The sequence below is a fragment of the Burkholderia sp. KCJ3K979 genome (assembly GCF_016759955.1).
Taxonomy (GTDB): domain Bacteria; phylum Pseudomonadota; class Gammaproteobacteria; order Burkholderiales; family Burkholderiaceae; genus Burkholderia; species Burkholderia orbicola.
In genome coordinates, this window is the sequence record NZ_JACFYV010000019.1 from 1 (window position 1) to 22687 (window position 22687).

At 67.5% G+C, this 22687-nt stretch carries 16 protein-coding genes; 4 read left to right on the forward strand and 12 right to left on the reverse strand.

Annotated elements, in window-relative coordinates; genetic code table 11:
* From H3O04_RS07120 to H3O04_RS07135, 4 genes are all read right to left on the reverse strand, one after another.
* The coding region (locus tag H3O04_RS07120) for an FAD-binding oxidoreductase (protein ID WP_202587413.1) at window positions 1-408 on the reverse strand (408 nt) is incomplete at its 3' end.
* Window positions 409-423: 15 nt separating this feature from the next.
* A complete protein-coding gene (locus H3O04_RS07125) occupies window positions 424-1212 on the reverse strand; it encodes an ABC transporter substrate-binding protein (protein ID WP_006488477.1) in 789 nt (262 codons plus the stop codon).
* A gap of 48 nt (window positions 1213-1260) precedes the next feature.
* Entirely contained in the window at window positions 1261-2415 is a 1155-nt protein-coding gene (locus H3O04_RS07130) for a pyridoxal phosphate-dependent aminotransferase (protein WP_202587414.1), read from the reverse strand.
* Between the two features lie 209 nt (window positions 2416-2624).
* The gene (locus H3O04_RS07135) at window positions 2625-3293 is read right to left on the reverse strand and encodes a TetR/AcrR family transcriptional regulator (RefSeq protein WP_202587415.1); all 669 of its coding nucleotides are present in this window, start codon (window positions 3291-3293) and stop codon (window positions 2625-2627) included.
* A 130-nt stretch (window positions 3294-3423) separates the two neighbouring features.
* On the opposite strand from H3O04_RS07135, the gene H3O04_RS07140 reads away from it, so the two are divergent.
* Both H3O04_RS07140 and H3O04_RS07145 read left to right on the forward strand, forming a co-directional pair.
* Window positions 3424-5076, forward strand: coding sequence for an acyl-CoA dehydrogenase family protein (locus H3O04_RS07140; protein ID WP_202587416.1), 1653 nt, complete (start codon window positions 3424-3426; stop codon window positions 5074-5076).
* A gap of 50 nt (window positions 5077-5126) precedes the next feature.
* Window positions 5127-6635 (forward strand): class I adenylate-forming enzyme family protein, encoded by a 1509-nt coding sequence (locus H3O04_RS07145; protein ID WP_202587417.1) that lies wholly within the window; start codon window positions 5127-5129, stop codon window positions 6633-6635.
* A 117-nt stretch (window positions 6636-6752) separates the two neighbouring features.
* Here H3O04_RS07145 and H3O04_RS07150 read toward each other — a convergent pair whose 3' ends face one another.
* From H3O04_RS07150 to hemE, 4 genes are all read right to left on the reverse strand, one after another.
* Window positions 6753-7892 carry a branched-chain amino acid ABC transporter substrate-binding protein gene (locus H3O04_RS07150; protein ID WP_011546793.1) on the reverse strand — a complete coding sequence of 380 codons (1140 nt, stop codon included), beginning with the start codon at window positions 7890-7892 and terminating at the stop codon, window positions 6753-6755.
* Window positions 7893-7976: 84 nt separating this feature from the next.
* A complete protein-coding gene (gene putA / locus H3O04_RS07155; RefSeq protein WP_202587418.1) occupies window positions 7977-11909 on the reverse strand; it encodes a trifunctional transcriptional regulator/proline dehydrogenase/L-glutamate gamma-semialdehyde dehydrogenase in 3933 nt (1310 codons plus the stop codon).
* 426 nt (window positions 11910-12335) lie between these two features.
* The gene (locus H3O04_RS07160; RefSeq protein ID WP_202587419.1) at window positions 12336-14597 is read right to left on the reverse strand and encodes a primosomal protein N'; all 2262 of its coding nucleotides are present in this window, start codon (window positions 14595-14597) and stop codon (window positions 12336-12338) included.
* A 451-nt stretch (window positions 14598-15048) separates the two neighbouring features.
* Window positions 15049-16143, reverse strand: coding sequence for a uroporphyrinogen decarboxylase (gene hemE, locus H3O04_RS07165; RefSeq protein WP_279609113.1), 1095 nt, complete (start codon window positions 16141-16143; stop codon window positions 15049-15051).
* Window positions 16144-16292: 149 nt separating this feature from the next.
* On the opposite strand from hemE, the gene H3O04_RS07170 reads away from it, so the two are divergent.
* Together H3O04_RS07170 and H3O04_RS07175 are read left to right on the forward strand one after the other, a co-directional pair.
* Window positions 16293-17105 carry a transporter substrate-binding domain-containing protein gene (locus H3O04_RS07170; protein ID WP_012327606.1) on the forward strand — a complete coding sequence of 271 codons (813 nt, stop codon included), beginning with the start codon at window positions 16293-16295 and terminating at the stop codon, window positions 17103-17105.
* Between the two features lie 26 nt (window positions 17106-17131).
* Entirely contained in the window at window positions 17132-17509 is a 378-nt protein-coding gene (locus H3O04_RS07175) for a hypothetical protein (RefSeq protein ID WP_202587420.1), read from the forward strand.
* A 295-nt stretch (window positions 17510-17804) separates the two neighbouring features.
* On the opposite strand, the gene H3O04_RS07180 is transcribed toward H3O04_RS07175, so the two are convergent.
* The 4 genes from H3O04_RS07180 to atpG all read right to left on the reverse strand — a co-directional run bounded on the left by H3O04_RS07180 (window position 17805) and on the right by atpG (window position 22678).
* Window positions 17805-19532: an AMP-binding protein gene (locus tag H3O04_RS07180; RefSeq protein ID WP_202587421.1), complete on the reverse strand. Its 1728-nt coding sequence runs from the start codon at window positions 19530-19532 to the stop codon at window positions 17805-17807.
* Between the two features lie 263 nt (window positions 19533-19795).
* On the reverse strand, window positions 19796-20221 hold the full coding sequence (locus tag H3O04_RS07185) for a F0F1 ATP synthase subunit epsilon (protein ID WP_006477288.1): 426 nt from the start codon (window positions 20219-20221) through the stop codon (window positions 19796-19798).
* 120 nt (window positions 20222-20341) lie between these two features.
* Window positions 20342-21736, reverse strand: coding sequence for a F0F1 ATP synthase subunit beta (gene atpD, locus H3O04_RS07190; protein WP_006477287.1), 1395 nt, complete (start codon window positions 21734-21736; stop codon window positions 20342-20344).
* Window positions 21737-21802: 66 nt separating this feature from the next.
* Entirely contained in the window at window positions 21803-22678 is an 876-nt protein-coding gene (gene atpG, locus H3O04_RS07195) for a F0F1 ATP synthase subunit gamma (RefSeq protein ID WP_006482709.1), read from the reverse strand.
* Window positions 22679-22687 lie beyond the last annotated feature (9 nt).

Sequence of the window (22687 nt, forward strand, 5' to 3'; positions counted from 1 at the left end):
CTCCTGCACCGTCTGCAGCGGTGTGCCCGCGCGCACGGTGATCGTGCCGGCCGCCGCGTCGAGCGCTTCGATGCCCGCGAAGCGCTCCATCGACAGCACGACCTCGCCGCCCAGCGCGACCGCCCCGCGCGCGAGCCCGGTCAGCCCGCCTTGCGGCACGACCGGCTGGCCGAGCCGCGAGCACAGCGCGAGCGTGCGCGACACGTCGTCGACGCTGCACGGGCGCACCAGCGCGCGCGGCCGCACGCCGGCCGGCTCGTTGTACGCGGTGAAGTAACGCGGATCGATATCGGCCGCGCGCGTGACGAGTGCGTCGCCCAGTTCGGCGGCGAGCACGGCATCGACGGCCTCGTCCGGCAGCGGCCTGCCGTCCGGTGCGCTGCCCGCGGTCCGGTTCGAGGTCGGCATCGTGCGCGGCCCCGCTTACTTCGTCGAGATGTCGATATCGCCGAAATACTTCAGCCCGAGCGACTTCACCGTGCCGTCCGCCTTCAGCTTGTCGATCGCCGCATCAAGCTTCGCCTTCAGCGCGTCGTCGCCCTTGCGCAGGCCGAACGCGATGCCGCTGCCGAGGATCTTGTCGTCGTGCACCGGCTGGCCGACGAACGAGAAGCCCTTGCCGTCCGGGCGCGACAGGAAGCCGCGCTGGCCCGACGGCGCGAGCACGAGCGTCGCGTCGAGGCGGCCCGCGACCAGATCCGCATACGCCTGGTTCTGGTCCTGGTACGCGACGATCGCGACGCCGGCCGGCTCCCAGTGCGCCTTCGCGAAGGTTTCCTGGATCGACGCCTGCAGCACGCCCACGCGCTTGCCCTTCAGCGATTCGGGCGTCGGCAGCAGCCCGCTGCCGGTGCGCGCGATCAGCTGGGTCGGCACGCGATAGATGATCGTGGTGAAGTCGATTGCCTGGCGCCGTTGCTCGGTCGCGTTCATCGCCGAGTTGATCGCGTCGAACTTGCGGCCCTTCAGCGCCGGAATCAGCCCGTCGAACGATGTCTCGACCCATTTGCACGACAGCTTCGCCGTCTGGCAGACGGCATTGCCGACGTCGATGTCGAAGCCCTGCAGGTCGCCGTTCGGCGCCTTCGATTCGAACGGCGGGTATTGCGCTTCGAGACCGAAGCGCAGCGTCGGCGCATCGGCGAGCGCCGCGCCGGAGCCGATTGCGCACGCGAGTGCGAACGCGAGTTTCAAGGTAGCCGTGTGTTTCATCGTGATCTCCTGGGTCTGGTCGATGCGACGTCTCCGCCGCCGGTTGTCCTACAGCGAACGCAGCCGCCGCGCGCCTTCGACCAGCGTCGCGTCGTCCTTCGAAAAACTGAGCCGGATCACGCCGGCGTCGGTGCCATCGGTATAGAACGCCGACAGCGGAATCGTCGCGACACGCGCGTCGCGGATCAGGTGCAGCACGAAATCGCTGTCGCTTTCGTCCGAGAAGTGGCGAAAGCGCGCGAGCATGAAGAACGAGCCTTCGCTCGGCAGCAGCTCGAAACGCGAATCAGCCAGCTCGCGCGCGAGCAGGTCGCGCTTGGCCTGGTAGAACGCCGACAGGCCGAGATAGCTGTCCGGCCGCGCGAGGATCTCCGCGAACGCGACCTGCATCGGCGTGTCGGCCGAGAACACCATGAACTGGTGCACCTTGCGGATCTCGTCCATCAGCTCGGCCGGTGCGAGGCAATGGCCGACCCGCCAGCCGGTCACGTGGAACGACTTGCCGAACGACGACACGATCACGCTGCGCTCGGCCAGCTCGCGGTGGCGCGCGACGCTCTGGTGCTTCGCGCCGTCGAATACGACGTGCTCGTACACTTCGTCGGACAGCACGACGATGTCCGTATCGCGCGTGAGCTGCGCGAGGCGCGCCAGATCGTCGGCGGAGAACACCGTCGCGGTTGGGTTGTGCGGCGTGTTGACGATGATCATCCGCGTGCGTGGCGTGATGGCCGCGGCCACCTCGTCCCAGTTCACGCGGAAATGCTCGGGCGACAGCTTGATCGCGACCGGCGTCGCGCCCTGCAACCGCACGATCGGCGCATAGCTGTCGAACGACGGCTCGAAATAGATCACCTCGTCGCCGGGATGCACGAGCGCGCTGATCGCCGCGTAAAGCCCTTCGCTCGCGCTCGCGATCACCGTGATCTCGGTCGCCGGGTCGTAGCGCGCGCCGTACAGCGCCTCGGTCTTCTCGGCGAGCCGCTCGCGCAGCGCGATCACGCCGGCCATCGGCGCGTACTGGTTGTGACCGTCGCGCATCGCGCGCGCGACGCCTTCGACGAGCGCCGGATCGGGCGCGAAATTGGGCGCGCCCTGCGACAGGTTCAGCGCGTCGTGTTGAGCAGCCAGTTGGCCGATCACCGTGAAGATCGTCGTCCCGACGTCGGGCAGTTTCGAACGGGGCGCGGTGGCGCTTCGCATGACTTCTCCTCCTGATGTCCTTCGGGCGGGCCGCGCGACATGTGCGGGCCTGCATCTGCCGCATGATTTAGCCCGAGCCAATATCGGCGGACAATCGAAAGTTCGTCATGGCGGCCATGCATTTTTCTCATGGCTCGCCCGGAGAAGGGCCTGGCGGCAAGGCCAGCCTGCGCGCCTGATATGCGAATCAGGCATTTCCCCGAAGAAGGCTACGCGCCCGCCGCCACGAGGTACGCGAGCAGCACGGCCCGCAGTTCGCGGCGCTGCGCGGCGAAATCGAGCGTCGGCCCGAGCGTCAGCAGCGCCTGCGACAGGCCGCCATAGCAGATCGTGTGGGCCATCCGTGCGAGCCCGTCGAGCCGCGCGGCCGCAGGCGGATCGGCCGCGTGGGCCAGCGCGTCGCGCCACAGCGCGACATAGGCGTCGTAATGCCGGCGATAGGCGGCGAGCGGCGACACCTGCCGCTCCAGCGCGAACAGCGCGCCCCACAGCGCCGCGTCGGCGGCGATCGTATCGACCTGGAGGTCGACCAGCGCGACGGCGAGTTCGGCCCGGGGCGCGCCGCGCAACCGCTGCACCGTGTCGCGCAGCCGGTCGGCCAGCGCCAGCACGCGGCGGTGGATGCAGAGCGCCGCGAGGCTCTGCTTGTCGCCGAAATACTCGTAGAAGGTGCCGATGCTGACGCCCGCGACGGCCGCGATCTCGCGGATCGTCGCCTTCGCGTAGCCACGTTCGAGCAAAAGCTGAACGAACGCCTGTTGCAGCGCGTCGGAACTCGCCTGCGCACGCGACTGGCGCGGCCGGCGGCGCAACGCGGGCGCGGGTTGCGCCGCCGGCGAGCCGGGCGGCGCCGGAACCTGAACATGTCGCGGCGGCATATTTGCTACTCTGAATTCAGCAGGGAATACGTTTTACCGGAAGCCGGCACCGCGCCGAAGCGCCCTCCGCGCGGCATGACGCCGGCTGACCGCGCAGCATGAGACCGGAGACAAACCGGAGACAACCGCGATGACCGACTCGACTCACGCCGTCACGAACCAGTTCGACGAACTCGTCGACTATAACCTCTTCGCGACGGATCTCGCGCTGCGCGACGCACTTGCCCGGGCCGGCGCCGACTGGGCCGTGCCACAGCTCGACGCGTACGGCGCGCGGCTCGGCAGCGCCGACACCGCGCGACTCGCCGACGAAGCGAACCAGCACACGCCGGAACTGCACACGTTCGACCGGCGCGGCCGGCGCATCGACCGCGTCGACTTCCATCCCGCCTGGCACGCGCTGCTCGGCCAGTACCGCCACGAAGGCTTCGTGTCGCTCGCGTTCCGCGAGTCGCGCCGCGGCCGCTGGGCCGCGACGGCCGCCGGCTTCTACCTGCATGGCCAGATCGAGGCCGGCACGCTGTGCCCGGCCACGATGACGCAGGCCGCGATCCCCGTACTGCAGAAGGAGCCGGCACTGTGGGACCTGCTGCGCGACAAGCTCTACAGCGACGACTACGATCCGCGCGACGTGCCGGTCGCCGACAAGCGCGCGATCTGGTTCGGCATGGGCATGACCGAGAAACAGGGCGGCTCCGACGTGCGTGCGAATACGACGCTCGCCACGCCGGTCGGCGCGGGCGGGCGCGGCGGCGAATACCGGCTGCGCGGCCACAAGTGGTTCTTCTCCGCGCCGATGTGCGATGCGCACCTCGTCGTCGCACGCACCGAGGCCGGCAGCCCGTCGTGCTTCTACGTGCCGCGCTGGCGGCCGGACGGCACGAAGAACGCCGTCGAGATCCAGCGGCTGAAGAACAAGGTCGGCAACCGCAGCAACTCGAGCAGCGAGATCGAGCTGAACGACGCGTGGGGCATCATGCTCGGCGACGAAGGCCGCGGCATTCCCACCATCATCGAAATGGCCACCACCACGCGGCTGAACTGCGTGCTCGGCAGCGCGGCGATGCTGCGCCAGGGCGTCGTGCAGGCGATCGCGTACACGCGCCAGCGCCATGCGTTCGGCCGCGCGCTCGCCGAGCAGCCGCTAATGCGCACCGTGCTCGCCGATCTCGCGCTGGAGAGCGAAGCGGCGCTGTCGCTCGCGATGCGGCTCGCCGACGCGTTCGAACGCGACGACTCGCCCCGCGAACGCGCGTGGAAGCGGATCGTCACGCCCGCCGCGAAATTCTGGGTCTGCAAGCGCGCGGTCGAGCTGACCGGCGAGGTGATGGAAGTGTTCGGCGGCAACGGTTACGTCGACGACGGCCCGATCGCGCGCCTGTTCCGCGAGGCGCCCGTCAACTCGATCTGGGAAGGCTCCGGCAACGTGATGTGCCTCGACGTGCTGCGCGCCGTATCGCGCGAGCCCGACGCGGCCACCGCGCTGTTCGACGAACTGGCCGACCTCGGCGCGGGCGAGCCGCGCATTCGTGCCGCGCTCGACGGATTGTGCGCGATACTCGCCGCCCCGGCCGACACGCTCGAAGCGTCGGGCCGCGTGTTCGCGCAGCGGCTCGCGGTCGTCGCGCAGGCGTGCCTGCTGCGCCGCGATGCGCCGGCGGTCGTCGCCGACGCGTTCGTCGCGACGCGGCTCGGCGCGCCCGACTGGGGCCGTATCGCGGGCGGCTTCGATCCGCACGCGATCGACGTCGCCGCGCTGCTGCAGCGCGCATACCCGGCCTGACGCCGGCCCGTTCACCCGAATTCGCGTTCGTTCGCCCGCCCGGAGCCTCGATGAACCTCGTCGCCGCCCTCGACCGCGCCGCCCGTGCGACGCCCGACAAGCCGTTCCTCGTCAGCGAATCCGCGACGATCACGTATGCGGCCGCGCGCGAGCGTTCGCACCGCGCGGCGGCCGTGCTGAGCGCGCTCGGCGTCGCGGCCGGCGATCGTGTCGCGGCGATGTGCTTCAACACGCCGGCTTTCGTCGACCTGATGTTCGGCGCATGGCGGCTCGGCGCGGCGTTCGTGCCCATCAACCACAAGCTGCAGGCGCCGGAAGTCGACTACGTGCTCGAACACAGCGGCAGCACCGCGCTGCTGTTCGACGTGGCGCTCGCGCCGGTGGTCGAGAGGATCGTGCATCCGGCGCGGCGGCTCGTGACCGAGGGCGAACTCGACGGCGTGCCGAACTTCGACACGATGTGCGCGACGATGGACGGCCTCCCGGGCATCGAGCCGGCCGACGACGACGTCGCGCAAATCCTCTACACGTCCGGCACGACCGGCCGCCCGAAGGGTTGCGTGCACAGTCATCGCACGGTGACGCTCGCCGCGATGCAGGCGGCGCTCGCGACCGGGATCGGCCGCAACGAGCGCACGCTGATGGCGATGCCGATCTGGCATTCGTCGCCGCTGAACAACTGGTTCGGCGGCACGCTGGTCGCGGGCGGCACCGTCGTGCTGCTGCGCGAATACCATCCGCTGCGCTTCCTGCAGACCGTGGAGCGCGAGCGCGTGACGCTGTATTTCGGTGCGCCGGTGTCGTACACGCTGCCGCTCGACACGATCGACGGCTTCGCGGCATTCGACCTGTCGAGCGTGCGCGCGTGGCTGTACGGCGGCGGCCCGATCGGCGCCGCGCAGGCCGAACGGCTCGCGCAAGCGTATCGCAGCCACGCGTTCTTCCAGGTGTACGGGATGACGGAAACCGGCCCGGCCGGCACGACGCTGTATCCGGACGAGCAGATCGCGAAGGCCGGCTCGATCGGCCGCCAGGGCGGCCCGGGCGTCGACCTGCGGGTCGTGCGGATGGACGGCGTCGATGCGCAGCCGGGCGAGACCGGCGAGATCTGGCTGAAGACCGATTGCATGATGCTCGGCTATCTCGACGACGCGGCCGCGACGCGCGCCGCGTTCGCGCCGGACGGCTGGTATCGCACCGGCGACATCGCGCGGATCGATCAGGATGGCTACCTGTTCATCGTCGACCGGCTGAAGGACATGATCGTCACCGGCGGCGAGAACGTCTATTCGAAGGAGGTGGAGGACGTGCTCGGCGCGCACCCGGACATCGCCGAGGCGGCCGTCGTCGGCGTGCCGCATCCGGACTGGGGCGAGACGGTCGTCGCGCACGTCGTGATGCGGGCGAACGCGGCGCGCGATGCGGATGCGCTGCGCACGTTCTGCGGCGAGCGGCTCGCCGCGTACAAGATTCCGCGCGAGTTCACGTTCGCGCAGGCGCTGCCGCGCACGCCGACCGGTAAGCTGCAGAAGTTTCTGCTGCGGGTGCGGGGGGACTAGCCGCCGGTTCGCGTCGATAAAAAAGCCACCGAACCCATCGGGTCCGGTGGCTTTTTCGCATGAGGCGCGGGGCGACGCGTTACACCGCCGCCCGCGCGTCACATCACATCAGGCTGCTTACTTGCCGCCGATGCTCTTCAGCGGCTTCCAGTCGCCCTTCTCGACCTTGTACATCGTGATGCCGCCGTTCTTCAGGTCGCCCTTCGCGTCGTACGCGACGTGCGTCGACGTCACACCGGCCATGTCGGTCTTCGCGAGCACCGGCAGGTACTTCGCCGGATCGGTCGAATCGGCCTTCTTCATCGCATTCAGCATCGCCATCGCGCCGTCGTACGCGTACGGCGAGTACGTCTGCACGTCTTCGCCGAAACGCTTCTTGTACTTGTCGGCGTAAGCCTTGCCGCCCGGCATTTCTTCCAGCGGGAGGCCGGCCAGCGATGCGATCGTGCCTTCGGCCGCGTTGCCCGCGATCTTCAGGAACGTCGGCGTCTTCACCATTTCGCCGCTCATCAGCGGGGCGGTGATGCCGAGCGTCTTCATCTGCTTGACCATCGGCGCTGCCTGCGAATCCGCGCCGCCGTAGTAGACGAGGTCCGGCTTCGCTGCCTTCAGCTTCGTGAGAATCGCCTTGAAGTCGACGGCCTTGTCGTTCGTGAATTCGCGGTCGACGATCGTCGCGCCGCCGGCCTTCGCGGCCTTCTCGAACTGGTCGGCGAGACCCTGGCCGTAGGCCGTGCGGTCGTCGACGATCGCGATCTTCTTCATGCCGAGATCCTTCGACGCGAACGTGCCGGCCACCGAGCCCTGCTGCGTGTCGGACGTCATCATGCGGAAGGTCGTCTTGTAACCCTGCTGCGTGTATTCCGGCGCCGTCGCCATCGCGATTTCCGGAATGCCCGCGTTCGCGTAGATGCGCGAAGCCGGAATCGTCGTGCCCGAGTTGAAGTGGCCGAGCATGCCCTTGATGCCGTCGTCGACCAGCTTCTGCGCAACCGTCGTACCCGTGCGCGGGTCAGCCTGGTCGTCCTGCGTGTCGAGCACGAACTTCACGGCCTTGCCGCCGATCTTCGGGTTCGTCGCGTTGAAGTCTTCCAGCGCGAGCACGATCCCGTTCTGCATATCCTTGCCGTAGTGCGCCTGCGCGCCCGTCATCGGCCCTGCGTAACCAATCTTCACGTCATCCGCATGAGCCGTCCCCGCCAGCGACATGACCGCGACGAACGTCGCGCCTGCCACCTTTTTCATCGTGTGTTGCATAGCATCTCCTTGGTACCAGGGTAAATGAAGCGGCTTCGGGATCGCCTGGCCGCTTCCTTTGTTTGATCCGAACGGCAAGGATGATCAGCCGATCGTCATCAAATTCGCATTGCCGCCCGCCGCGGCCGTATTCACGCTCACCGAGCGTTCCGTCAGCAGCCGCTCGAGCGCGTAGTCTTCCGCATCGCCGTTCTCGAACGCGCCCGCCGACACGCCCTGCACCGACACGATCGGGCCCGGGCGCTGCGCGACGTCCTTCACGAGCGTCTGCAGTTCGTCGCTGTCGCCTTCGAACAGCACCGCGTCGAACGGCGCGTCGGCCTGCTTGCGCACGGCCGCGTGCGCCTTCAGCGACGCCGGCAGCGCCGCGACCAGCGCCTCGCCCGCCGCGCCGGCGAACAACGCACGGTTGCCGGTCGCCAGCACCGCCGCGAACTGCGCACGCGCGCCGCCCGGCGTCGCCGCGACACACAGCACCGTGCCGCGCGGGCCGAGTGTATACGTGTTTCGCTCGCCCGTCGGGCCGCTCAGCACCGCGGTCGCGCCGGCCGGCACCTGGGCGAGGTAGCCGTCGCAACGCGCGGCCAGCGCCGGCTCGCGCTGCTCGATCAGCCAGTCGCGCAGCGTCGTGAGCGCCGCCGCCGGGTTGCCGCGCGCATCGCTTTCGGTCGCGCCGTCCGCCACCAGCGACTGCGCGAGCGAGCGCGGCAGGCCCGACGGACGCGTCGCGAGCAGGCGCTGCAGGTACAGCGCGCCGCCGGCCTTCGGGCCCGTGCCCGACAGCCCTTCGCCGCCGAACGGCTGCACGCCGACCACCGCGCCGATCACGTTGCGGTTCACGTAGATGTTGCCCACGTGCGCATTCGAGATCACGTGCGCGATCGTCTCGTCGATCCGCGTGTGAATGCCGAGCGTCAGCCCGTAGCCGGTCGCGCGAATCTGCTCGAGCAGCTTGTCGAGCTGGCTGCGGCGGTAGCGCACCACGTGCAGCACGGGGCCGAACACTTCACGCTTCAGCTCGTCGATGCTGCCGATCTCGATCAGCGTCGGCGGCACGAACGTGCCGTGCGCGCACGCGTCGGGCATCGGCAGTTGCGTGACCGCGTGGCCCTTGTCCTTCATCGCCGCGACGTGCGTGTCGATCGTCTGCTTCGCTTCGGCGTCGATCACCGGGCCGACGTCGGTCGACAGCCGGTCCGGGTTGCCGAGCGCCAGCTCGTGCATCGCGCCCTTGAGCATCGTCAGCGTGCGGTCCGCGACGTCGTCCTGCAGACACAGAACGCGCAGCGCCGAACACCGTTGACCGGCCGAGTCGAACGACGACTGCATCACGTCCGCGACGACCTGCTCCGCGAGCGCCGACGAGTCGACGATCATCGCGTTCTGGCCGCCCGTTTCGGCGATCAGCGGAATCGGCTTGCCGTCCGGGTCGAGGCGCGCGGCGAGCGTCTTGTTGATCAGGCGCGCGACTTCGGTCGAACCGGTGAACATCACCGCCCGGGTGCGCGGATCGGCGACCAGCGCCGCGCCGACGGTCTCGCCGGTGCCCGGCAGCAGTTGCACCGCGCCGGCCGGCACGCCGGCCTCGCGCAAGAGGCGCACGGCCTGCGCGGCGATCAGCGGCGTCTGTTCGGCCGGCTTCGCGAGCACCGTGTTGCCGGCGGCGAGCGCCGCGGCCACCTGGCCCATGAAGATCGCGAGCGGGAAGTTCCACGGGCTGATACAGACCACGGGGCCGAGCGGACGGTGCGTGTCGTTCGAGAATTCGCCGCGGATCTGCGCCGCGTAATAGCGCAGGAAGTCGACTGCTTCGCGGATTTCGGCGATCGCGTTCGGCAGCGACTTGCCGGCTTCGCGCACGATCAGGCCCATCAGCGTGTGCATCTGCGCTTCGAGGAGGTCAGCGGCGCGCACCAGGCAATCGGCGCGTGCGTCGACCGGCGTCGCCTGCCAGATCGGCGCGGCGGCCACCGCATGCGCGAGCGCCGCGCTCACGTGCTCGGACGTCGCTTCGCTGACCGTGCCAACCACGTCGCGCTGGTCGGCCGGGTTGCGCACGTCGTGCGCCGGCGCGTCGGCGAGCGCGTCGTCGGCGAGCATCGGCGCCGCGCGCCACGGATGGTGCGCGCTCGCGAGCAGCGCGGACGACAGCGACGCGAGGCGGTGTTCGTTCGACAGGTCGAGGCCCATCGAGTTGGGGCGCTCGTCGCCGTACAGGTTGCGCGGCAGCGGAATCTTCACGTGCGGCGCGCCGAGCGGCACGACCTTCGACGCCTCGTCGACCGGATCGGCGACCAGCTCCTTCACCGGCACGGTTTTATCCGCAATGCGGTTCACGAACGACGTGTTCGCGCCGTTTTCCAGCAAACGGCGCACGAGGTACGCGAGCAGCGTCTCGTGCGTGCCGACCGGTGCGTACACGCGGCACGGACGATTCAGCTTGTCGCGGCCCGTGACTTCCTCGTACAGCGGCTCGCCCATCCCGTGCAGGCACTGGAATTCGTACTGGCCCGGGTAGTAGTTCTGGCCGGCCAGGTGATAGATCGCGGCCAGCGTGTGCGCGTTGTGCGTCGCGAATTGCGGGTACACGGCGTCCGGCGCTCCGAGCAGCTTCTTCGCGCACGCGAGGTACGACACGTCGGTGTAGATCTTGCGCGTGTAGACCGGATAGCCTTCGAGGCCGTCGACCTGCGCCCGCTTGATCTCGCTGTCCCAGTACGCGCCCTTCACGAGGCGGATCATCAGGCGGTGACGGCTGCGGCGCGCGAGATCGATCAGGTAGTCGATCACGAACGGGCAGCGCTTCTGGTAGCCCTGCACGACGAAGCCGATGCCGTTCCAGCCCGCGAGCTCCGAATCGAAGCACAGCGCCTCGAGCAGGTCGAGCGACAGTTCGAGACGGTCGGCCTCTTCCGCGTCGATGTTCAGGCCGATGTCGTAGCGGCGCGCGAGCAGCGCGAGCGCACGCACGCGCGGCAGCAGCTCGCTCATCGTGCGGTCCTGCTGCGAGCGTGAGTAGCGCGCATGCAGCGCCGACAGCTTGATCGAGATGCCCGGGCCTTCGTAGATGCCGCGGCCGCCGGCCGCCTTGCCGATCGCGTGGATCGCCTGTTCGTACGATGCGTAGTAGCGCTGCGCGTCCTCTTCGGTCGTCGCCGCTTCGCCGAGCATGTCGTACGAGTAGCGGAAGCCGCGCGCTTCGTACTTGCGGCTGTTCGCGAGCGCCTCGGAAATCGTTTCGCCGGTGACGAACTGCTCGCCCATCAGGCGCATCGCCATGTCGACACCCTTGCGGATCAGCGGCTCGCCGCCGCGGCCGATCAGGCGCGTGAGCGCCGACGACAGGCCCGCTTCGCTGTTGGTCGTCACGAGCTTGCCGGTGATCATCAGCCCCCAGGTCGCCGCGTTCACGAACAGCGACGGCGCGTGGCCGACGTGCGAGCGCCAGTCGCCCTTGCTGATCTTGTCGCGGATCAGCGCATCGCGCGTCGCGCGATCGGGAATGCGCAGCAGCGCTTCGGCGAGGCACATCAGCGCGACGCCTTCCTGGCTCGACAGCGAGAACTCGTGGATCAGCCCTTCGACGCCGCCGCCCGAGCTCTTCTCGCGCAGCGCCTCGACCAGCTTCGTCGCGAGCGCCTGTACGTCCGCCTGCAGGTTCGCGGGCAGGCGCGCCTGGCCGAGCAGGAACGGCACGCACTCCGGTTCCGGGCGGCGGTACGCGGCGGTGATCGCCGCGCGCAGCACCGACTGCGGCTGCACGTTCTGCGCGAACTCGAGGAACGGATGCGGCGAGTTGTCGTCGTCGCCGTCCGTGGCCTGACCATCGGCGAGCTCCGTCACGCCGCTGTGGCCCGACAGCTCAGGCGGCAGCTGGCCGTGCTCGATCCGCTCGAGATACGCGAAGATCGCCTGCTTGATCAGCCAGTGGGGAGTGCGCTCGAGACGCGCCGCCGCGTCTTTCAGGCGCGAGCGGAGAAGGTCGTCGACTTTGACGCCGAGAGTCGTGCTTGCCATGGTGGGTTCGTGCGCCGGTGCGAGGCCGGCAATGTGGTGTAAGAGGATGCGCGAAATCCTACGGCACGCAATAAAAAGGTGCAACCAAATTGAGAGATAGGTTGCACCCATAAGTTAGTCAATATAATCAGCCACTTATGTGGTTGCAACCTAGGGGTTGCCCGTGGTTTGAGGATCGGTGTTTTCCCTGATCGGGACGATTCGGCACGCGTGTGCAACCTTCCGCCTGCGCGGACGCGGCCGGAAACGGGTTGCACTGGGGTGGGACGCGGTGCGGTGCCGGTGTCGGGTAGGCGACGGAGGGGATTGGGCACTGGCGCCTAGGTGTTCGGGTCGGGCAATGCGGCGGATGAGGGTTCGGGTAGCCGGCGGCAACCCGAGTGCCGGATATCCCGCAACGCCGCGCGACGGCCGCGCCGGCGCCGCTCAGATATCCAGCGGATCGACCTCGACGCTCCACCGCAGCACGCCCTTCAGCGCGCGCAGTTCCGGCTGCCATGCGCGCAGCGCGTGCTGCAGCGCCGCCCGCGACGCGCTTTCGAGCAGCAGCTGCGCGCGGTGGACATTCGCGACCTTGACGATCGTCATCGGCACCGCGTCGTACACGGTCACGCGATCGGCGCCCGGCAGCCCGGGCAACGCGGCCGCGGCCTGCAGCAGGAACGCGAGCGCCGCGTCGAGCGTGCGCCCTTCGGCGCGCAGCAGCGCCTGGTAGACGAACGGCGGCAGGTGCGCGTCGCGGCGCTCGGCGAGCGTCGAATTCGCGAAGCCCACGTAGTCCTGCCGCCCGAGCGCGTGATACAGCGCGTGACGCGGGTAGCGCGTCTGCACCATCACCTCGCCCGGCAGTCCGGCGCGCCCCGCGCGGCCGCTCACCTGCATCAACTGCGCGAACAGCCTCTCGCTCGCGCGGAAGTCGTGCGAGAACAGCGCGGTATCGGCATTGAGCACGCCGACGAGCGACACACGCTGGAAGTCGTGCCCTTTCGCGATCATCTGCGTGCCGACCAGGATGTCGACTTCGCCCGCGTGCACGTCGGAAAAAAGCGCCTGTGCGCTGCCCTTGCGGCGCGTGCTGTCGGCATCGATCCGCAGAATCCGCGCGCCCGGCACGGCCTCGGCGAGCGCCTCCTCGATGCGCTGCGTGCCGCGCCCGAGCGGCGCGATGTCGACGTTTCCGCACTCGGGGCACGAACGCGGAATGCGCGCTTCCCAGCCGCAGTGATGGCAGCGCAGCGCATGCTCGGGCTTGTGCAGCACGACGTACGCGCTGCAACGCGGGCAGCCGGCCACCCAGCCGCATGCGTCGCACGCGAGCTGGGGCGCGTAACCGCGCCGGTTCAGGAACACGAGACTCTGTTCGCCGCGTTCGAGCCGCGCCTTCAGCGCCGCGACGAGCGGCCCCGACAGCCCGCCCATCGACGCGCGCCCGCGCCGCCGCTCCTCTTCGAGATCGATCAGCCGCACGGTCGGCAGCGTCGCGTCGGCCACCGCGCGGCGCGACAGCGTGAGCCGCGTGTAACGCCCCTGCTCGGCCTGCCACCAGCTTTCGAGCGACGGCGTGGCCGAGCCGAGCACGACGGTGATGCCGAGCTGCTTCGCGCGCCACACGGCCAGGTCGCGCGCCGAATAGCGCAGCCCTTCCTGCTGCTTGTACGCGGGCTCGTGCTCCTCGTCGACGACGATCAGCGCGAGCGTCGGCATCGACGCGAGCACCGCGAGGCGCGTGCCCAGCACGATTCGCGCCCGGCCCGTGTGCGCGGCGAGCCAGTTGCGCGCCCGTTCGCCTTCGGCGAGCCCGCTGTGCAACGTGACGATCGCGTCGTCGGCGAGCGCCCCCGCGAAACGTGCGCGAAACGCGGCCTCGAACTGCGGCGTCAGGTTGATTTCGGGTACGAGCACGAGCGCCTGCGCGTCTGGCCGCGCGTCGAGCAGCGACGCAAGCGCATGCAGATAGACCTCGGTCTTGCCGCTGCCCGTCACGCCGTGCAGCAGGAACGGCGCGAAGCCTTGCGCCGCGCGAATCGCGTCGAGCGCCTCGGCCTGCTGGTCCGTCAACGCCGGCGGCACAGCGCGTCCACTGCTTGTCGACAGGTTATCCACAGGGTTGGCCACAGGCGCATCGGCCCAGCCGATCTCCTCGACGTCCACCCAGCCGCGCGCCGCCCAGTCGTCGAGCGTCGCGGCCGCCTTCGGATGCAGCGCGCGCGCGTCCGGCAGCGTCAGCGAGCCGGTATCGACCAGCGCCTGCGCGAGCCGGCGCAGCGCGGCGCCGCGCGCGGGCAACGCATCGGGCAGCGCCGCGCGGCCGGCTTCGGTCGGCCGGTAGCGCACTTCCGGCGCGAGCAGCCGCCCCCAGCGCCCAGCGTCGCGCAGCGCCTGCGGCAGCGCCGGCAACGCGACTTCTCCGCGCCCGCGCTGATAATAGTCGGCGGCGAACGACACGAGCGCGAGCCAGTCCGGCGACAGCGGCGGCAGCTCCGTACAGATCGCGTCGACCGCACGCAGCCGCGACGGCGGAACATCGGTGTGAGTGGTGACTTCGCAAACGAGCCCGACGGCCTGCCGCTTGCCGAACGGCACTTGCACGAGCGTGCCGGGCCCGGGCGCCGGCTGCACGTCGCAGCGGTAGTCGAACAGGGTCGCGAGCGGATGGTCGAGCGCCACGCGCAGGTAGGTACCGCTCATCCACACGCTCCGGCAGCAGCGGCACGCAGGCGACGGACGGCCAGCATCCGCGCCCGCATCGTGACGGCGAACTTAAAGTAAAACTTCAGATTCGGCGCTAAGTTTTGGATTCGCATTAGGAATCGCCGTATACCCTGCCCAGCCTGTGGATAACTTTGTTGAGAACTCGCCCCTCAACGGCCGCAACGCGCGCGGGGCCGCGCTTTCCGCTGTTTTTCGCCGCTTGCCGAGGTGTCCCGGGAAGCCTTATTCCATAAGGCTGCTATTCAAATTACCGAACCATAGCGAGACAAATTGACCGATACGGGGCTCTACCGCGCTGCAACGTGGAAAATGTGTATAAGTCAAGTCTTGACAAGCACCGAATCGGCAACGGGAGCGGGGTTGCGTCCTGTTTAGTTTCAGAAACGAAACATCGTCATGCCGCAGCGCAGCATGACGGCGCTTGCGTTCAGCCCGCCGCTCCGCTACGGATCGCGCGGCTGTGGGTATGTACTTCGTCGACGAGTTCGGCGACGTGGTCGGGCGACGTGAATTGCGAGATGCCGTGCCCGAGGTTGAACACGTGGCCCGGATGGTTGCCGTAGCTGTCGAGCACCGCGCGCGCCTGTTCGCGCACCGCGGCCGGCGGCGCAAACAGGATCGTCGGGTCGAGGTTGCCCTGCAGTGCCACGCGCCCCGCGACGCGCTCGCGCGCGGCGCCGAGGTTGACCGTCCAGTCGAGCCCGACCGCATCGACGCCGGTCGCCGCGATCTCCTCGAGCCACAGCCCGCCGCCCTTCGTGAACGTGATCACCGGCACGCGCTCGCCGTCGTGCTCGCGCTTGAGCTGCGACACCACGCGGCGGATGTAGTCGAGAGAAAAGCGCTGGTACGCGCCGTCGGCCAGCGCGCCGCCCCACGTATCGAAGATCATCACGGCCTGCGCGCCCGCTTCGATCTGCGCGTTCAGGTACGCGGCCACCGCCTGCGCGTTCACGTCGAGAATTCGGTGCATCAGGTCGGGGCGCGAATACGCCATCGACTTCACCGTGCGGAAATCGTCCGAGCCGCCGCCTTCGACCATGTAGCACGCGAGCGTCCACGGGCTGCCCGAGAAGCCGATCAGCGGCACGCGCTGCCGGCCCTGGCCGTCGGTGAGCGCGCGGCGGATCTCGCGCACGGCGCCCGTCACGTAGCCGAGCGTCTCCTCGATGTCCGGCACCGCGAGCTTCGCGACGTCGGCCTCGGTGCGCACCGGATGCGCGAACTTCGGCCCTTCGCCGACCTGGAAGTCGAGGCCGAGCCCCATCGCGTCGGGAATCGTCAGGATGTCCGAGAACAGGATCGCCGCGTCGAGCGGAAAGCGCTCGAGCGGCTGCAACGTCACTTCGGTCGCGTAGTCGGGATTCTTCGCGAGGCCGAGGAAGCTGCCGGCGCGCGCGCGCGTCGCGTTGTATTCGGGCAGGTAGCGGCCGGCCTGGCGCATCAGCCAGATCGGCGTGTAGTCGGTCGGCTCGCGCAGAAGCGCACGCAGGAAGGTGTCGTTGAGCAGGTTATGGGCCACGGTAGGAGCGACGATGCGAAGGCAAAGCGGCATTTTACCGGACAGCCGCGATCGGGCTGCGCATGCCGATGCGATGGCGGCCATATGACGCGCGCGATGGCTCCGTTATGATCGGACGCTCATATCCAACCGAACGAAGGAGGAGACCGATGAAGACATTCGCCACGCTTGCCACGCTCGCTGCCGCCGCCGCGTTTTGCTGCGCCGCCGCGCACGCGCAGGGCACGACCACGGCGGCGCCCGCGAGCGCCGCTGCCGCCGGCTCGCGGCTCGACGACGTGCTCGCGCGCGGCGCGCTGCGCGTGTGCACGACGGGCGACTACAAGCCGTATTCGTACTATCGCGCGGATGGCCGCTTCGAGGGCATCGACATCGACATGGCGGAATCGCTCGCGAAATCGCTCGGCGTGAAGACCGACTACGTGAAGACGAGCTGGTCGAACCTCACCAACGACTTCGTCGCGAAATGCGACATCGCGGTAGGCGGCGTATCGACGACGCTCGAGCGCCAGAAGCGCGTGTTCTTCACGCAGCCGTACGTCGTCGACGGCAAGACGCCGATCGTGCGCTGCGCGGATGCCGACAAGTACCAGACCGTCGCGCAGATCGACCGGCCCGAGACGCGCGTGATCGTGAATCCGGGCGGCACCAACGAGCGCTTCGCGAAGCAGTTCTTCACGCACGCGAACCTGACCGTCTTCCCGGACAACGTGACGATCTTCAAGCAGATCCTCGCGGGCAAGGCCGACGTGATGGTGACGGATGCGTCCGAGACGCTGCTGCAGCAAAAGCTGAATCCGGGCCTTTGCTCGGTGCATCCGGACAAGCCGTTCCAGTTCGGCGAGAAGGCGTACATGGTGCCGCGCGGCGACGTCGCGTTCCAGCAGTACGTCGACCAGTGGCTGCATCTCGCGCTGTCCACCGGTGAATATCAGGCGATTTCGGACAAGTGGCTGAAGTAAGCTGACCCGCGCCGCGGCGGCCGATCATGGGCACCGACCCCGCGGCGGCCGCGCACGCCGTTACACATTGCCGCCGCTGCGCCGGGCCTTCCAGCGGCGCAAAACCCGACGAATTGGCCGAATGGCCGACTTCCCCGCATTCCGATCACGTTTCAAAATCTTTCCGACGAATGAATCGTCATGCGCGGTATCGATCGTGCCGTGCACTTTCTCGCGTGAAAATCGGCAATTCATCGCGCCCGATACGCATGAAAAACGCATCGTGCGCATACCTTGAAAACGCGGCGGAAAATATGGGTAAAAATGACCTTTTTCAGGACCCCGAAAACAGCAAAAAATCCCGGAAAGCCTTATCTGGCGGGCGTTACAACCTGAAACACTTTGTTACCGCGACGGGTCATTAATTCGCCCACAATGGCCTCAACGGTTTCAACACGGATGCGGTCTCGTGTGCCAAGTGTGAGCGGACGCGAAGCGCTGCGAGCCAGTCGGTCACGTACCGAAGCCCTTCCGAGGGGCATCCCTGTTGGAGTCGTTTCCGGCCCCCCGCCGGATTCGGTTTCATCTTTGGTCTCCTCGCGCTAACCCCGTAGCGTGTGGTTTTTAGCGGGCTAATAAGCCCGCTTTTTTTCGTCCATCGAAAACGTAGCGACCCGCAGGCCGCCACGTTTTTCCGGCATTTTCGCGCACCGTCCCGCTTCACGCAGTCTTCTGCACGTCGAGCTTCAGCTCCTCGATCATCCGCTCGCGCATCACGAACTTCTGCACCTTGCCCGTCACCGTCATCGGCAGCTCGTCGACGAAGCGGATATAGCGCGGAATCTTGTAGTGTGCGATCTGCCCGGTGCAGAACGCGCGCACGTCGTCCTCGGTCATCTGCTCGTCCGCGCGCAGCACGATCCACGCGCACAGCTCCTCGCCGTACTTTGCATCGGGCACGCCGAATACCTGCGCGCTCTGGATCTTCGGATGGCGGAACAGGAATTCCTCGATCTCGCGCGGATAGACGTTCTCGCCGCCGCGAATCACCATGTCCTTCAGGCGGCCGACGATGTTGCAGTAGCCGTCCGCGTCGAGCGTCGCGAGGTCGCCCGTATGCATCCAGCCGTCGACCAGCACCTCGCGCGTCTTCGCGTCGTCGTCCCAGTAGCCGAGCATCACCGAATAGCCCTTCGTGCACAGCTCGCCCGTCGCGCCGACCGGCACGATGTCGCCGCTCGGATCGACGATCTTCACTTCGAGATGCGGCTGGATGCGGCCGACCGTCGTCGTGCGCTTTTCCAGCGGATCGTCGGTCGAGCTCTGGAACGACACGGGGCTCGTCTCCGTCATCCCGTACGCGATCGTGATTTCAGAAAGATGCATCTGCGACACGACGCGCTTCATCGTCTCGATCGGGCACGGCGAGCCGGCCATGATCCCGGTGCGCAGCGTCGACAGGTCGAATGTCGTGAAGGCCGGATGATCGAGCTCGGCGATGAACATCGTCGGCACGCCATGCAGCGCGGTGCAGCGCTCCTCGGCCACCGCCGCGAGCGTCGCCACCGGGTCGAACGCTTCGCCGGGGAACACCATCGCGGCGCCCGTCGACACGCAGGCGAGCACGGCCAGCACCATCCCGAAGCAGTGATAGAGCGGCACCGGGATGCAGAGCGAATCCTGTTCGGTGAAACGCATCGCCATCGCGATCGAGCGCGCGTTGTTGACGACGTTGCGGTGCGTGAGCGTCGCGCCCTTCGGGCTGCCGGTCGTGCCGCTCGTGAACTGGATATTGATCGGATCGTTGGCCGTGAGCGCCGCGCCGATCGCATCGAGCAGCGCCGGATCGACGGCCCGGCGGCCGCGCGCCATCACGTCCGCGAAGCGGAACATGCCGGCAGGCGCCACCTCGCCCATCGACACGATCGTGCGCAGTTTCGGCACGCGCGCCGCATGCAGATCGCCCGGCGTCGCGGTCGCAAGCTCCGGCGCGAGGGTCTGCAGCATCTCGACGTACGCGGAGCTCTTGAAGCGCTCGGCCGCGATCACGGCCTTGCAGCCGACCTTGTTCAACGCGTATTCGAGTTCCGACAGCCGGTAGGCCGGGTTGATGTTGACGAGCACCGCGCCGATTCGCGCAGTCGCGAACTGCGTGAGCAGCCATTCGCTGCGGTTCGGCGACCAGATGCCGACGCAGTCGCCCTTCACGATCCCGAGCGCGGCGAGGCCTGCGGCCAGCACATCGACCTCGTTCGCGAACGCGCGCCAGGTCCAGCGCACCTGCTGCTCGCGGAACACGACCGCCGGGCGGTCGGGGAAGCGGCCGGCCGTGTCGAGCAGGAACCGGCCGATCGTCGCGTCGGATAGCGGCACGTCGGTCGCGCCGCGCACGTACGACAGTCCGTTTTCGGGCGCGATCAGCGCCCCCTTGCCAAGGTCTGCTGCCATCGATGTCTCCGTCCGTTTTTGTCTGATCGGCCGCGCACGCCTGCTGCGCGCCTCCGCCGCAACGATCGCGACGGCCGGCCTCACCGCGGATGATGCCGCGCTCCGCTGACGATACTCTGACATCGAATCGCGGCGGACGGGTGAAATAGCACGACCGGCCGATACGATCCGGCCCGCAAAAAGATGGACGAAATGCAGGCGAAACGCGGGCGAAAAAAAAGCAGCCCGAAGGCTGCTTTCTTTCGCGGGATACGCGGCGCGGCTCAGTGCCGGCTGCGGATCTTCGCCAGACGCTGGATCGCCTCGAGCTGCGCCATCGCGGTCGCGAGCTCGGATTGCGCTTTCGCGAGGTCGAGATCCGACTTCGCGTTCTGCAGCGTTTCCTCGGCACGCTTGCGTGCTTCCTCGGCTTTCGCCGCGTCGAGGTCCTTGCCGCGGATCGCGGTATCGGCGAGCACCGTCACGGCGCCCGGCTGCACTTCGAGAATGCCGCCTGCGACGAACACGAATTCGTCGTTGCCGCCCTCGACCTCGATGCGCACCGCACCCGGACGAATCCGGGTAATGAGCGGCGTGTGACCCGGCAGAATGCCCAGCTCACCCGTTTCGCCCGGCAGCGCGACGAATTTCGCCTCGCCCGAGAAGATCTGCTCTTCCGCGCTGACGACGTCTACTTTGATGGTTGCCATATCGACTCCAATCTCATCCACGGGTTGAGCGTATTGCGGCCGGCGCAGGCGGCCGGAATACAAGTCATCACTGACTCATCGTTCCGGCCGGCACTCGCCGGCTTGCGACTCACTCAGCCCTTACTGGATCTTCTTGGCCTTTTCGAAGGCTTCGTCGATCGTGCCGACCATGTAGAACGCCTGTTCCGGCAGGTGGTCGCACTCGCCGTCGACGATCATCTTGAAGCCACGGATCGTTTCCTTCAGCGGCACGTACTTGCCCGGCGAGCCCGTGAACACTTCAGCGACGTGGAACGGCTGCGACAGGAAACGCTGGATCTTACGCGCACGTGCGACCGACAGCTTGTCTTCCGGCGACAGTTCGTCCATGCCCAGAATCGCGATGATGTCGCGCAGTTCCTTGTAGCGCTGCAGCGTCTGCTGAACGCGACGGGTGATCGAGTAGTGCTCTTCACCGATCACGTTCGGGTCGATCTGGCGCGACGTCGAGTCGAGCGGGTCGACCGCCGGGTAGATACCCAGCGAAGCGATGTCACGCGACAGAACGACGGTTGCGTCCAGGTGGCCGAAGGTGGTTGCCGGCGACGGATCGGTCAAGTCGTCCGCAGGGACGTACACGGCCTGAACCGACGTAATCGAGCCCTTCTTGGTCGACGTGATGCGCTCTTGCAGCTTGCCCATTTCTTCAGCCAGCGTCGGCTGATAGCCCACTGCCGACGGCATACGACCGAGCAGTGCCGACACTTCGGTACCGGCCAGCGTGAAACGGTAGATGTTGTCGACGAAGAACAGCACGTCGAGGCCTTCGTCACGGAAGTGCTCGGCCATCGTCAGGCCGGTCAGCGCGACGCGCAGACGGTTGCCCGGCGGCTCGTTCATCTGGCCGTACACCAGCGCGACCTTGTCGAGAACGTTCGAGTCCTTCATTTCGTGGTAGAAGTCGTTCCCTTCACGGGTACGCTCGCCCACGCCCGCGAACACGGAGTAACCGCCGTGTTCCTTCGCGATGTTGTTGATGAGCTCCATCATGTTGACGGTCTTGCCCACGCCAGCACCACCGAACAGGCCAACCTTGCCGCCCTTTGCGAACGGGCAGATCAGGTCGATGACCTTGATACCCGTTTCGAGCAGTTCGGTCGACGGCGACAGTTCGTCGAACGCCGGTGCCTTCTGGTGGATCGAACGCGTCACGTCGCTCTCGATCGGGCCGGCTTCGTCGATCGGACGGCCGAGCACGTCCATGATTCGGCCGAGGGTCGGCTTGCCGACCGGCACCGAGATCGGCTTCGCCGTGTTCTTCACGGTCAGGCCGCGGCGCAGGCCGTCGGATGCACCCAGACAAATGGTACGGACCACGCCGTCACCCAGCTGCTGCTGGACTTCGAGCGTCAGTTCCGAGCCATCGAGAATGAGCGCGTCGTAGATCTTCGGCATGCTGTCGCGCGGGAATTCCACGTCGATAACGGCGCCGATGCACTGTACGATCTTGCCTTCTACCAAAGCAGCAGTACTCATCGCTTTTCCTTTAAATACCTGATTCTTTACTCGCGCAAAGGCGCAGTTGTCGTCCCGGGCGCGCGCTTAAACAGCGGCTGCGCCGCCGACGATCTCCGACAGTTCTTTCGTGATCGCGGCCTGACGGCTCTTGTTGTATACGAGCTGCAGTTCGCTGATCACCGTCTTCGCGTTGTCAGACGCGGCCTTCATCGCGACCATGCGCGCCGATTGCTCGGACGCCATGTTTTCTGCGACGGCCTGGTACACCAGCGCCTCGACGTAACGCACGAGCAGTTCGTCGACGACTGCCTGCGCGTCCGGCTCGTAGATGTAGTCCCACGACGTCGCCGGCGTACCGTCATCGGCTTCGAAGTGGTCCGACGACAGCGGCAGCAGCTGCTCGATCACGGCTTCCTGCTTCATCGTGTTGACGAAGCGCGTGTAAGCGATATAAACCGCCGACAGCTTGCCTTCCGAGTACAGATCGAGCTGCGTCTTCACGGCGCCGATCAGCTTGTCCAAGTGCGGGGTGTCGCCGAGGTGCACGACCTGCGACATCACCTTCGCGCCGAAGCGGTTCAGGAACCCGAGGCCCTTGCCGCCGATCGCGGTGGCTTCGACCTTCTGGCCCTTCTCTTCCAGCTCCTTGAACTTCTGCACCGTCGCACGCAGCACGTTGGTGTTCAGACCACCGCACAGACCCTTGTCCGTCGTGACGAGGATGATGCCGGCCGTCTGCGCGCCGTCGTTCGCCACCATGAACGGGTGACGGTACTCGGGGTTCGCACGGCTCATGTGCGCGGCGATGGCACGGACCTTGTCTGCATACGGACGAGCGGCGCGCATGCGTTCCTGCGCGCGACGCATCTTCGATGCAGCCACCATCTCCATCGCCTTCGTGATCTTGCGCGTGTTCTGCACGCTCTTGATCTTGCCGCGAATTTCCTTCATTCCAGCCATAGCTTGCTC